11 protein-coding genes are annotated in these 13,232 nt (G+C 69.8%); all 11 read right to left on the minus strand.

All coding sequences use genetic code 11. The features are described 5' to 3' along the window. Positions 1–21 precede the first annotated feature (21 nt). A complete protein-coding gene (locus IE247_RS02750) occupies positions 22–366 on the minus strand; it encodes a rhodanese-like domain-containing protein (RefSeq protein WP_190121189.1) in 345 nt (114 codons plus the stop codon). A gap of 100 nt (positions 367–466) precedes the next feature. After that, on the minus strand, positions 467–1,300 hold the full coding sequence (locus IE247_RS02755; RefSeq protein WP_190121190.1) for a J domain-containing protein: 834 nt from the start codon (positions 1,298–1,300) through the stop codon (positions 467–469). A gap of 33 nt (positions 1,301–1,333) precedes the next feature. Continuing rightward, positions 1,334–2,770, minus strand: a complete 1,437-nt coding sequence (locus tag IE247_RS02760; RefSeq protein WP_190121191.1) for a DUF2252 domain-containing protein — start codon at positions 2,768–2,770, stop codon at positions 1,334–1,336. A gap of 136 nt (positions 2,771–2,906) precedes the next feature. Continuing rightward, positions 2,907–3,572 carry a response regulator gene (locus IE247_RS02765; protein ID WP_190121192.1) on the minus strand — a complete coding sequence of 222 codons (666 nt, stop codon included), beginning with the start codon at positions 3,570–3,572 and terminating at the stop codon, positions 2,907–2,909. Positions 3,573–3,748: 176 nt separating this feature from the next. Next, complete coding sequence (locus IE247_RS02770) at positions 3,749–5,425, minus strand: sensor histidine kinase (RefSeq protein ID WP_373305496.1); 1,677 nt, start codon at positions 5,423–5,425, stop codon at positions 3,749–3,751. A 226-nt stretch (positions 5,426–5,651) separates the two neighbouring features. Then, positions 5,652–6,635 carry an alpha/beta fold hydrolase gene (locus IE247_RS02775; protein WP_190121193.1) on the minus strand — a complete coding sequence of 328 codons (984 nt, stop codon included), beginning with the start codon at positions 6,633–6,635 and terminating at the stop codon, positions 5,652–5,654. Positions 6,636–6,651: 16 nt separating this feature from the next. Further along, entirely contained in the window at positions 6,652–8,088 is a 1,437-nt protein-coding gene (locus IE247_RS02780; RefSeq protein ID WP_190121194.1) for an AMP-binding protein, read from the minus strand. A gap of 4 nt (positions 8,089–8,092) precedes the next feature. Further along, on the minus strand, positions 8,093–9,928 hold the full coding sequence (locus IE247_RS02785) for a non-ribosomal peptide synthetase (RefSeq protein ID WP_308433183.1): 1,836 nt from the start codon (positions 9,926–9,928) through the stop codon (positions 8,093–8,095). After that, a complete protein-coding gene (locus IE247_RS02790; protein ID WP_229868515.1) occupies positions 9,925–11,142 on the minus strand; it encodes a cytochrome P450 in 1,218 nt (405 codons plus the stop codon). Before IE247_RS02790 ends, IE247_RS02785 begins: the two co-directional genes overlap by 4 nt. After that, complete coding sequence (locus IE247_RS02795; protein WP_190121196.1) at positions 11,143–12,426, minus strand: ATP-grasp domain-containing protein; 1,284 nt, start codon at positions 12,424–12,426, stop codon at positions 11,143–11,145. Beyond that, entirely contained in the window at positions 12,419–13,201 is a 783-nt protein-coding gene (locus IE247_RS02800; RefSeq protein ID WP_190121197.1) for a hypothetical protein, read from the minus strand. The genes IE247_RS02795 and IE247_RS02800 overlap by 8 nt, the downstream gene beginning before the upstream one ends. Positions 13,202–13,232: the final 31 nt, after the last annotated feature.

Raw genomic sequence — 13,232 nt, forward strand, 5'->3', positions numbered from 1 at the left:
TCCCAGGCCCTGCCGTTCGGCTCAGGCGACAAAGGCCTGACCGCCGCCTTCGGCGACCATCGGGCGCTGGGCGGCCTCCCAGGCCAGCATCCCGCCCTCGATGTTCACCGCGTCGATCCCCTGCTGCACCAGATACTGCGTGACCTGCGCGGAGCGGCCGCCCACCCGGCACATCACATGGGCCCGGCGGCCGTCCGCCACCGCCTCGGTCACCTCGCCGAAACGGGCCACGAAATCGCTCATCGGGACATGCAGCGCGCCCTCGACATGCCCGGCGGCCCACTCGTCGTTCTCTCGGACGTCCAGCACCAGACCGTCGGACGGCACCGCCGCGGCGTCCACCGAGGGCAGCGGGGCGAAGTTCATGGGTCATGCCTTCTTTCGTGGGTACACGTCCGCGCGGTTCCGCGCGGCCATCTCGTCCGGCGGGCCGCCGCGTCACTCCGGCCGGGCAGCCCCGGAAAACCTACTCCACCAGTCCGGAGAGTTCCTTCTCCCGTTCGGCGACCTGGGCGAGCAGCTGCTCGGCGATCTCCTCCAGCAGCCGGTCCGGGTCGTCGGGGGCCAGCAGCATCATCGCCCCGATGGCGCTCTCCTCCAGCTCCTTGGCGACGGCGGCCAGCAGCTCCTTGCGCTGGGAGAGCCACTCCAGCCGGGCGTACAGCTCCTCGGCCTCGCTGAACCGGTGCTCGTCGGGCACCGGCCCGGCGTCCCACTCCTCGGCCAGCTCACGCAGTGTCTCGGCGTCGCCGAGGGCGTAGGCGGCGTTCACCCGGGTGATGAACTCCTCACGCCGCTGCCGCTCCGTATCGTCCTGCGCCAGATCCGGGTGCGCCTTGCGGACCAGCTCCCGGTAGCGCTTGCGGGCCTCCTCGCTGGGCCGCACCCGCTCGGGCGGGCGCACGGACTGGCCGCTCAGCATCGCGGCCGCCTCGGGCGGCAGCCCCTCGGAGTCCATCCAGCCGTGGAACAGCTCGTCGACCCCCGGCATGGGCAGCACGGCCGCCCGCGCCTCCTGGGCCCTGCGCCGGTCCTCCGGGTCACCGCTGCGCTCGGCGACGGCCTCGGCGATCCGGGCGTCCAGCTCGTCCAGCCGCGCGTACATCGGGCCGAGCTTCTGGTGATGCAGCCGGGAGAAGTTCTCGACCTCCACCCGGAACGTCTCCAGCGCGATCTCGAACTCGATCAGCGCCTGCTCCGCCGCACGCACCGCCGCTTCCAGCCGGGCCTCCGGCCGCTGGGCCGTGTGCTGTTCTTCGTCGTTCCGGGGCGTCGGCCCGCCGGGCGCATCCTGGGTCACCCGCTCAGCCTACGGGCGCGGCGCGACCCGCCGTCACACCCCCAGCTCGGCGGCGGTACGGCCGGTCTTGACCGCCCGCAGCAGATCGGCGTGATCCGCCTCCGTACGGTCCGCGTACACCACCGCGAAACGGGCCAGGGCCGCGTCCAGCTCCTCGCTCTTTCCGCAGTAGCCGGCGATGATCCTCGGGTCGGCGCTGTGGGAGTGGGCGCGGGCCAGCAGCGCACCGGTCATCCGGCCGTAGTCGTCGAGCTGTCCGGGCGTGAGCGCCGCCGGATCCACACTGCCCTTGCGGTTGCGGAACTGCCGCACCTGGAAGGGCCGGCCGCCGACCGTGGTCCAGCCGAGCAGAATGTCGCTGACCACCTGCATCCGCTTCTGCCCCAGCACCACCCGGCGGCCCTCGTGGGCCGCCTCCGGGGCCGGGAAGCCGGACGCCGCCAGATGCGGCAGCAGCGCCGAGGCGCGCGCCTCCTTCACTTGGAGCACCAGCGGATCGCCCCGGTGGTCGAGCAGCAGCACCACATAGGAGCGGTTGCCGACGCTTCCCGTGCCCACCAGCCGGAACGCCACATCGTGGATCTCGTAGCGGGCCAGCAGCGGCAGACGGTCCTCCGACACCGTGCCCAGATACTCCTCCAGCGAGGCGGCGACGGCGGCCGCCTCCCCGTCGGGCACCCGGCGCAGCACCGGGGGCGCGTCCACGAAGCGCCGCCGCTCGCCCAGGCCGTCGGAGAAGATCTCGGTGGCCTTGGCGGCGAAACGCGCGCTGGTGTTGTTGCGGGCCTTCTCCGAGACGCGTTCCAGGGTGCCGAGCAGATCGCGCGCGTCGGTGTGGGAGACCAGCTCCTCGTCCGCGATCGCGTTCCAGGCGTCCAGGGCGGGCAGTCGCGCCAGCAGCCGCATGGTGCGCCGGTAGGCCCCCATGGCGTCGAAGGCGGCGGCCCGGCAGACGTTCTCGTCCGCGCCCGCCGCCCGCCCCGCGAGCACCAGCGAGGCCGCGAGCCGCTTGACGTCCCACTCCCACGGGCCGACGGCGGTCTCGTCGAAGTCGTTGAGGTCGATGACCAGCCGGCCCCGGGCGTCGCCGTAGAGGCCGAAGTTGGCGGCATGGGCGTCACCGCAGATCTGGGCACGCACCCCGGTGACGGGGGTGCCCACCAGGTCGTGGGCCATCAGACCGGCCGAGCCGCGCAGAAAGGCGAACGGCGAGGCGGCCATCCTGCCCACCCGTATCGGCGTCAGCCCCGGCACCCGGCCGCGGCTGGACTCCTCGACGGCCTCGGCCGCTCCGGGGCGGTTCACCGAGCGCACCAGGGAGTCGTGCGAGGCCCGGGGGATCCGGCTCCGCAGCGCCTTGCCCCGTTCCTTCATCGCGGCCCCGGCGTCGCCGTCCCGACGGCGGGCGAAGCCCGGCACCACCGGAATGCGTTCCGTCCGCTGTTCCCGCTCCGTCTGGGCCTCGCTCATGATGTGCGGCCTCCCCCGTCGTCGTGTACCTGTTCACCGGTTCACCGGCTTTGGCCCAGACCGTACCCGCGCGACGGGCTCGGCAGCAGGGGCCTACCGCCCCGGCCGCCCCTGTTTCACGTGAAACAGGGGACGCTCAGCCGCCCAGGCCCGCGTCCCGCGCCAGCAGCGCGGCCTGCACCCGGTTCTCGCACTCCAGCTTCGCCAGGATCCGGCTGACGTAGGTCTTCACAGTGGCCTCGCTCATATGGAGCCGCCTGCCCGCGTCGGCGTTGGAGAGCCCCTCGCCCAGCAGTGAGAGCACATCCAGCTCCCGGGTGCTGAGCTGGGACACCAGGGTCCTCGCCTGCTCGTTGCGGGCCATGGACCGCCCGGAGGCCAGCTGGTCCACCACATGCCGGGTGGCGGCGGGCGAGAGATAGGCGTCGCCGACGGCGGCCGCCCGGACCGCGCCTATCAGCTCCGCGGGGGCGGTGTCCTTCAGCAGGAAACCCGCGCCGCCGGACTCCAGCGCCCGCAGCACATTGTCCCGCTCACCGAAGGTCGTGAGGATGACGACCCGCGCCGAGGGGACCGCCCTGCGCAGCTCCGCCATGGCCGTGAGCCCGTCCATCACGGGCATCTGGATGTCCAGCAGCACCACATCGGCGCCGTGCGCGCGCACCAGCTCGATCGCCTCGCGCCCGTTCGACGCCTCGGCGACCACCTCGATCTGCCGGTCCGAGGTGAGGATCATCCGGATCCCGGCCCTGATCAACGGCTCGTCGTCGGCGATGACGACCCGAATCGGCGCACCCGTCATGTCCACCCTCACACCCGCCCCTGTACACCGGCGGGCTCGTCCCGTCCGCGGTCCCGACGGCCGTGCGAGACCCGGCCGACCGTGCCCCAAGACTGCACCACCGGCCCCCGGGACCGCCCGGCGACCCGACAACCCGGCAACCCGGCGACCCGGCGACCCGGCGACCCGGTCCGGGCCTACCGGACGACGTCGTACGCCTTCTTCTCCACCAGCACCCCGTCCCGGAAGCAGAACCGGAACACCGGCTCCTCCTCATAGCTCTCCGAGCTCTCCGAGGACATCAGCACCAGACAGCTGGAGTCCGGCGGCCGCTTCGGGCCCTTGCCGGTCAGCCCGGTCGTCACGACGGTCTCCCCGCTCGGCAGCCGGCCGCGCACCGACTCCTCGCTCTCCCCGACCGTCACCTGGTCGTACTCGGCCCGGTCGATCATGCCCTCGTCCATCGAGTCCATCAGGAACACCACCCCGCCGACGGCAGCCGCGGCCAGCAGCGCCAACGCCACCATGGCGATGCCGCAGCCCAGCCCGAGACCGCTCAGCCTCGGACGCGGCCGGCCCGACGGCGGTGCGGGCAGCCCGGCCGGACCGCCCGGCGCCGCCCACCCCTGGACACTCCAGTCCATGGCCCGCGGCCCGCCCTCGTGCACGGCGTTCGGCGACGCCCCGGGAAAGGCCCCGGGAAGGTCCTCCTCCGCCACCAGCGGCGACGCCTCCACCACCCCGTACGGCAACACCCCGGCCACCCGGAACCCGCCGCCCGGGGTCGGCCCCGCGTGCACCATGCCGCCGACCAGCCGGGCCCGCTCGCGCAGCCCGGTCAGCCCCTGGCCACCGCTGACCGCGTCCCCGGCGGCGGCCGTCGCCGGACCGCTGACGATCTCGGCGACCAGGGAATCCGGCTCGTACCGCAGCTCCACCGCTATCGGGGCGCCGGGAGCGTGCTTATAGGCATTGGTCAGCGCCTCCTGCACAATCCTGTACGCGGCGTGATCGGCCGCCGCGGCCAGGGGCCGCACCTCACCGCTGCGCCGCAGCTCCACCGTGTTGCCGGCCGCCCGCGCGGCCTCCACCAGCTCCCCGACGCCCGCGGTGCCCCGCGCGGCCCGGCCCGTCTCCTCCACCGGGGCGGGCGTCCCCGCGACCCCGTCCCGCAGGATCCCGACGACTTCGCGCAGCTCGTGCATGGCGGTCACCGAGGCGTTCCGCAGCACCCCGACCGCCTCCCGCTGCCGGCCGGTCAGCTCGGGATCGACCTCCAGCGCCCCGGTGTGCACGGCGATCAGCGCCAGCTGATGCCCCAGGCTGTCGTGCATGTCCTGGGCGATCCGCTGCCGCTCCACGAGCCGTGCCTGCCCCGCGACCATCTGGCGCTCCCACAGCAGCTGGGCGTTGCGCTCCTGCAAGGCGTGCAGCAGGGTCTGCCGCTGGCTCCAGTGCCGGCTGGACAGCCCCGGTATGACGGTCGTCGCCAGAAAGGCGAGCGTGAGCAGCAGCGCCGTCTCGACGGCCTGCTGCACCTCGGACCAGTTGGTCAGCGCCACCGTGCCCATGAAGACGACATACGCGCCGGTGAACGCCGCCAGCGCCCGGCGCGCGCCCGCGATCCGGCGGCCCGCCGACCATCCGACCACCATCTCCAGCAGGATCAGCCCGACGACCTCCACGGAGAGCGCGGTGGTGACCAGCAGCACCGGCACGGGCAGCCGACGGCGCAGCAGCGAGAGCACCGCCGCGGCGGTGCCGACGCCGAGGAGCCGCAGCGTCCCGCCCTCGATCAGCTCCTCGACACCGACCACCAGCAGCGCCAGCACCAGCGCGAGCACCAGCTCCACGCCCATCCCGCGCCGGGGCATCGCGGGCGCCCCCTGATGCGGCGACCACGGCTCCGGCGCGCCCAGCCACGCCCAGCCCGCGCGTATCCCGGCCAGAACTCTCGATGAGACCTTCACGTCGGCACCCTAGGCGGCCGTCTGCGCGCCCGGCCGCCCACTTTCGTCCCCCGCCGCCACGACGAAGGTCGTGCGACCGCCCGGGCCGGAAGCAGCGCCACGGCTGCCCCGCAGAGCGAGGGACGCGGCGTCAGCGACTCGCCGCCGGACCCGGCACCGCCGTCAGGTGCGCGGCGACACGACTCACGATTTCCTCTTCCGCGGAGTGGAGAAAGAAATGGTCACCGGAAATCTCATGGGCCGAGAATGAGGACCCGGTATATGCACGCCACTGTTTCATGATGGTTTCGCCGGCATCGGGGTCGGCACTGCCGTGGAGGGCGAGAACAGGGCAGCCTATATCAGCTTTTCCATATGGACGATAATTGTCCAGTATGGAATAGTCGGCCCGGATCACTGGAATATAGATCTCCATCAGCTCATCGTTCGCCAGAAGCTCGGGCGGGGTTCCGCGCAACTCTCGCAGTCGATTACGGAACTCATGGTCGGGGCGGTCGAAAACCGGCGTCTCGGGCGTTGCCAGATGAGGCGGCCTACAGGCGGACACCACAAGAGAGCTGGGCCCCGGCAGACCGTCCGAGACCAGCCTCTTACCGAGTTCATAGGCCAGGATCGCGCCGAAGCTGTGGCCGAACAGGCCATAGGGGGAACCACTGGTGTCAATCGCCGCCGAGAGGTCGTCCAGCAGCTCGCGCAGGCCGGAGAGCGGCCTGTCCATGCAGCGGGAGCCCCGGCCCGGCAACTCGACCGGTATGACGTTGAGGAACTCCGGGGCGACGGATTTCCAGCCGTCGTAGACACGGGCGGAGCATCCGGCGTAAGGCAGACAGTAGAGATTGAATTTCTGTCGCCCACCCGGAACCGGCGCAGGAATAATTTCCTCGACCCGTGAGGCCAGCGCCGTCACAGTCGGATGATGAAATATATCCTGAAGTGGGACCTTGAATCCCAGCCGCTCTGTGAGCGCACGCTGAAGCTGAACAAGCAGCATCGAATTTCCGCCCGCGTCGAAGAAATTCTCTTCTTCTCGCACGGAATCCAGCTCCAGGGTCTGCGACCACGCTTCAAGGATGGCCTCCCGGCGCATTCCTTCCGGCAGCACGAGGCGAGTCATGGAAGAGTTCTCCCGGTTAGATCGGTTCACTTCCGGCCAGGGCGACACGGTCGACCTTTCCGGCAGTCGTTCGGGGGAGGGACGGAAGGACGGAGATACGGGCGGGAGAGTGGCTGTGCGGCAGCCGGTCCCGCATCCAGCTCTTGATCTCCGGCTCACTCGCCTGCTCCGCGACCACATACGCCGCGATGAAGGCCCGGCTCGGGCGATCGCCGTCGCGCAGAAGAGCCACCGCCTGGGAGACCTTGGGGTGTTCCTCCAGGACAGCCTCGATCTCTCCCAGCTCGATCCGGTGACCGCGCAGCTTGATCTGCCCATCCGTTCGGCCGAGGAACACCAGGGATCCGTCGGCCCGCCGGCGCGCCCTGTCGCCGGTGCGGTAGGCAAGCACTCGGCCGTGCGGTGTCTGGCGGTGGCAGAACCTTTCGCTCGTCAGCAGCGGGCTTCGGAAGTAACCCTTCGCGAGCCCGGCACCGTAGAGCAGGATCTCGCCTTCGCCGGAATCCTCCCGGCCCTCATTGCCCTCGTTGTCCAGGCAGACGAAGCTGCCCGGGAGCGGCGACCCCAGCGTGATCGTGTCATCGGTATCGATCTTGGCCGCAGTGGCCCAGATGGTGGCTTCGGTGGGGCCGTAGAGGTTCCACAGTTCCTTGCAGGCGGGCACGAGCTGGCGCGCCAGGGCCGGGCTCAGCGCCTCGCCGCCGCACCAGACCCGGCTTCCGCCCGCTCCGTTCCAGGTACCCGTGGTCACCAGCCGCCAGAAGCTCGGTGTCGCCTGCACCACATCCGGGGCGTGCGTGTCCAGGAAGTCGACGAACACATCCGGATCGAGCCGGGCGTCGCCGGGCGCCGCGATGAGCCGGGCGCCGACGGTGAGGGGCAGGAGCATCTCGGCCATGGAGATGTCGAAGGAGAGCGCCGTCATCGCGACCATGGATTCCCCGGAATTCAGTCCAGGGGTGTGTGCGAGGCCGGAGAGCCGGTCGAGCAGGGCCTCATGGCCGACCATGACGCCCTTGGGCGCACCGGTTGAGCCGGAGGTGTAGATCACATAGGCCACGTCGTGCAGCGCGTCCTCGGCGTCGTACCCCAGCTCCGCGACATCGAACTCGCACTCCGCACCCGCACCCGCACCCGCACCCGCACCGATCAGCAGCGAGGGCCGGGCGTCCGACAGGATCCTGTTCCGGTGCTCCGGGGGACTCTGCCGGTTCACCGGGAGCACCGCGCAACCGGCCCGCGCCGCGGCGAGCATCGCGACGGCGCCGCTGACCGGGCTGTCGGTGTCGAGTGCCACCAGCGAACCCCGGGGCGCCCCGCGGCCGATGATCACAGAGAGGTCGGCGGCGCGCTCCATCACTTCGCGGTACGAGTACGAGTGCGCGCCGACGGCAGCGATGGCCTCAGGGGCTTTCCGCGCCTGTTCGTGGACGACGTCCCAGATGGTCCGCATGAGGCTAGGCCCCTTCTCGCACCAAGTCGTCCACGCGGCTCGCGTAGTCGGTCAGAACCGGGTGGCTGAAGATCGCACCAAGGGGAATGGACACGTCGAACTGCTTACGGACTTCGGCAGTCACCCTGGCGGCCCTGATGGAATGGCCGCCGATGGCGAAGAAGTCGTCCTGGGCGCCGGGGTGATGTCCGAGGTACTGGGCCCAGATCTCCGCCATACGGTCCGCGGTCGTCCCCGGTGCTCCCTCGTCGGCGCACGAGGCGCCCCGGGAAGTCCGGACAGCCGAGGCAACCGGCGGAGCCGGGGACGCCGGGGAAGCCGGGGAAGCCGGGGAAGCCGGGAGGGGCAGCGCGCCGCGGTCGATCTTTCCGTTCGCGTTCAAGGGAATCCTTTCGACGTGGTGAATCTCGGTAGGCACCATGTAGGCCGGGAGCCGGTGGCCCAGGGCGGTGCGAACGCCGTCCTCTTCCGCTTCTCCGCAGTAGAAGAGCAGCAGGGACTGGTCGCCGTCGGGGCCGGGGACGACTGTCGCCGCCGACTGCTCGACACCGGCCGTGTCCAGCACCGCACGCTCGATCTCAGCGAGTTCGACCCGGTAGCCCCGCAGACTGATCTGGCTGTCGCGGCGCTCGATGAACTCAAGTTCGCCGGCGTCGTTCCACTGGCAGACATCACCGGTGCGATAGCGCATGGAGCCGTCCGCGTCGCGCACGAAACGCTGAGCGGTCATCCTCTGGTCGTGGCGGTATCCGAATGCGAGAACGTCGCCGCCCACACACAGTTCGCCCTTCTCGCCCGGCCTGCTGATGACCTGCCCGGCGGCATCGATCAGCCGCACAGCGGCGTTCGTGATCGGACTGCCGATGGCGGGAAGGCCGGTGCGGCGGGCATGTCGCAGGTCGCCTCCGGCGGTCGTGACCACCGTCGATTCAGTCGGTCCGTAGTGGTTGAAGACCGCGGCCGGAAAGTCGGCGGGCGGGTACAGACGCAGCCGGTCGCCGCCGGTCGTCAGGAGCTTCAACGAGGCCGGAATCCCGTCCAGGGCGAAGAACTGCTCCGCCAGGGGCGTGCTGAGGAAGCACTGTTCGATGGAGCCGGTGCTCAGATAGTCGGCGATCGCGACCACATCGGCCGTATCGAGGTCGCCGTCGGGAAGCACCAGGGTGGCCCCGTTCGCGAGGGTCGACCACACCTCCCACACCGAGGCGTCGAATCCCAGACCGGCGACAGCACCGACCCTGACCCCGGGCCCCGTGCCATAGCTCCGGCGGTGCCAGTCGAGCAGGTTCACCAGACTCCGGTGCCCGACTTCGACCCCCTTGGGCGTGCCGGTGGAACCGGAGGTGTAGATCACATAGGCGAGAGAGTCGTCCATGCCGCCGGATTCACCGGCCCCGGCGTTCAAGACGCCCGGAAGGGACATCTCCGTGCCGGCCCGATCCGGAACCCTCCAAGACAGATCGGGAGCCGAGAGAACACTCTGTGGCCCGGCATCGGAGAGGATCGAGTGGATCCGCCGGTCGGGCAGGGACGGGTCCAGCGGAAGGTAGGCGCAACCGGCCCGCCAGATTCCGAGTTGAGCCACCACTCCCGGTACCCCGCGGGGAAAGAGAGAGGCCACCAGCCCGCCGGGGACACAGAACGCCGTGCTCCTCACCCGTGCCGCCACGTCCGAGGAGGCGTCCCACAGCTCCCTGAAAGTCAGCTTCTCCTTTCCGCATTCAATGGCCGGCGCATCGGGGATGCTCCGGGCCAACCGCTCCATCAGACGCCATACAGTATTCTCCGCCGCAGGCTCTGCCAGGTGTTCTGCCGTGAGGTCGTCAACTCGATGGGTCATGACACTTCCAGTTCAAGGCGTTCCAGCACCGGAATTCCAAAATGCAGCCTGGTGGTGGGGGGTGCCACCAGCTTCACGTCCTGCCATCTGGCGGACATACGTTCAAGAAGGATCTGAACTTCCATTCGTGCCAGTCCGGCCCCCAGGCAGTAGTGCTGCCCGTAACCGAATGCCAGATGTTTCTTGATCTTTCGGTCCAGCCGAAGATGTTCGGGGTCGGCGAATGCCGAAGGGTCTCGATTCGCGGCCCCCAGCATGAGCAGCACAAGGTCGCCGGCTTCGATGCGCTGCCCGTCGACGGCGATGGGTTCTGTGGCGACCCGGGCTATCTGCCGCACCGATGTGTCAAACCTGAGCAGCTCTTCGACAGCCGTCACCGAGCCCCCGGTCCTCAGCTCCCGCCATGCGTCCGCGTGCAGGACCGAACGCACCGCCTTGCCGATGAATGTCGACGTGGTCTCGAAGCCCGCGTAGACGACGAGGCTCGCCACAGCCGTGATGTCGGCCTCGTCGACCCCGTCCTCCTCCTGGGCTCTCCTCAGCAGGGCCAGAGCGCTGTCGGGCGGGATGCCGGGATCGCCCAGAGCCGCGTCGACCGCGTCCTGGATCTCGCCCAGTGCCAGGTGGCCTCGACGGGAGACCTCGGGGAGGTAGTCGGAGACAAGCAGCGCGGCGATGTCGTGGGACCAGACCTCCAGCCGTGGGGCGATCTCGGCGGGAAGACCCAGTACCCGGCAGATCACCCTGCTGGACAGGGGGACCGCCAGATCGGCCATGACGTCGACGACGCCGGACCGGACGCCGAGCAGAGCATCGGCCTGCTCTTCGACGAACGGCCGCAGCCGGGCCAGCCGGCCTGCGGAGAAGAGCGGTGCGACCAGGCCTCGCAGGGCCTTGTGGCGCGCGCCGTCGTTGAACATGAACCAGCGGCGAACCGTGTCGGACGTCCGGCCGCCCGTCTCCCCGACGGCGGCCGAGTCATGCAGCACGGTACGGCCGCGTTCCGGCCAGGCGGATGAGAGAGAGGGGTGCCGGATCAGTTCGGCGACCTCTTCGGCACCGGTGATGAACCAAACCCCCAGGACTTCGTCCTTGTGAACAGCCGGAGCTTCCTTCAGGGCCAGATAATCCGCACAGGGATCGGGTTGGATGTCCGCTGCGTGCGCATACGGGCAACGGCTGAGCACGGCGCTGCTCCTGTCGTCGGAATTCACTCAGTTCTCGAAGGTCAACGAGACGGTTCGGTCGATGTCCGACACCAGTTGGAACAGCTCCCCATGCGTGCCGACTTCTCCGTAGCACACATAAATGTTTCCTTGTCTGCCCCGACGCCAGTCGAGGGTGTCACCCTCCTCGTACTCGGCGGACACTCGCGAGATCTCGGCCCTTTCCCGAAGCTGCTCCACTCCGTGCAGCGTCAGCAGGCGTTTCGCCTCGGGCGGCGGGGCTTTCGCATACAAGAAGGCGATACGGCTGGGATCCCAGCCGTCCACCGCGGCGGGTGTCTCCGTTTCGCAGAGGGCGAGTCGCGCCGCGATCCCGACCATGCTGGGACCGCCCGTCTGCCGGACCAGCTCGTTCACCCGTCCGCCCAGACGCCCGTTGACCTCGATGACCTGAGGTCCGTCGGGGGAGAGCTTCACTTCGGTGTGACAGACCCCCAGGCGGATGCCCAGTCCTCGAATGGCCCCGGACACCACTGATGCCACCTCGGCCGCGCTCCGTGCCGACAGATTCGCGGGAAAGAACGACCCCGTCTCCCGATACGGCTTGGCCATCGGGAACTTCCCGATGACCGCCAGGTGCTCGATCCGGTCGTGGAAGACGGCGGAGTCGACCGAGACATAGTCGGCCCAGGGGTTCTCCGAGTGCGACGAGGCGATCTCCGCCTCAAGGACGAACGGCTCGTGCGCGCCTGCTCCCGCACCGTCCGGAAAGACCTCTCCGGAGGCGCGTTCGGCGTCGTGCACGGTCTCGATCCGATAGGTGCTGCGGCTACCGGTTCCGATGTCCGGCTTCAGCACCGCCGGCCCTCCGGACCGGGCGAACGCGTCGAGCAACGACCGCCGGTCGGTGACGGGCTCGCCGGAGACGTCCGACGCTCCGCAGGCGTTGAGCAGCCGGCGTTGCACGGACTTGCGGGTCAGGGCTTGGACCACGGCCGGGGTGTGGAAGGGCAGACCGAGGTCCGCCGCCAGCCGGGACGTCAACTCCAGCTGATAGTCGCTGTACGTCACGATCCCTTCGGGGGCCAGCTCGCGTACGCGCTCGACGGAGTCGGAGAAATCCATCCCCCGGATGTCGCAGAGCACGCCGAAGTCCGCCATGAGATCGGTGGGGTACTCCTCGTGCCCGGAGTCGGGGCAGATGAAGATCGGCACCGCGAATTCCTCGAAGGCGGTCACGATGTCTATGACGCCGGCGGCACCCAGGTCGTAGACGACGGCCACTCTGCGCAGGCCCTTCACACCTGCCGCGGGCGAATCCGTTTCAGTCACTTGTGCCGCCTCCACGGAGGAAACCGAGGACGGCGGACCTGGTGTCGGGGTGCCGGAGAAGACCGGCCCGGTCGCAGTCGACGCGCACGGTCAGAACATCGCCGCCGTCGAGCCACTCCGGCCCACCGGTATGACCGCGGGAGACCACCTTCAGGGTGCGTCCCCCCCGGGCGGAGGGACGGGCGTCGCGGCACGCCAGCAGATATCTGATCCAGGAGATGTGTGTGCCGTCGACGGTCTGGGCGACGAGCTCGGCGACGGCGTCGTCGGTCACCCCGTCGGCGGCCAGCGTGCGGACCATACGGCGGACGAGGTCTTCCCGAACGGTCTCGATGAGCAGATCGGGCCGGTCCACGAGGGCGGTCGTGTCCACCGGGGACGGTGCCGCACCGGGGGCGTCCTCCTCGATCTGCCGATACGCGGTCAGATAGCAGTCCTGGATGTCGTCGACGGTGCACGGACTGGGGTCGAAGCAGATCAGGAGCGGTGGTTCCCCCGTCTCACCGGCGGCGATCTCCGCGTAATAAGCGGACAATCCGCTCGCCGCGCAGTAACCCAGGACGGCGGCCACGCCACCGTCCTGGTGCGGCCGGGCGGCGAACAGGCTCTCCGCGCGAGCCACCGCGGCGGCGCCGGTCCGAGCGCCCCGGGCCAGCGGATAGTGCGTGCCGAACCCCTCGGACTCCAGTTTCAGATCGGCGATGTGTGCCTCCGGACGGCGGCCCGGATAGTCGATGATGTCGAGAATCATCGACCGCTTCGACGGCTCGATCATGGCCTCGGCCAGCCCTTTCCATGAGATTCCG

Source organism: Streptomyces inusitatus, assembly GCF_014651115.1.
Lineage (GTDB): Bacteria > Actinomycetota > Actinomycetes > Streptomycetales > Streptomycetaceae > Streptomyces > Streptomyces amakusaensis.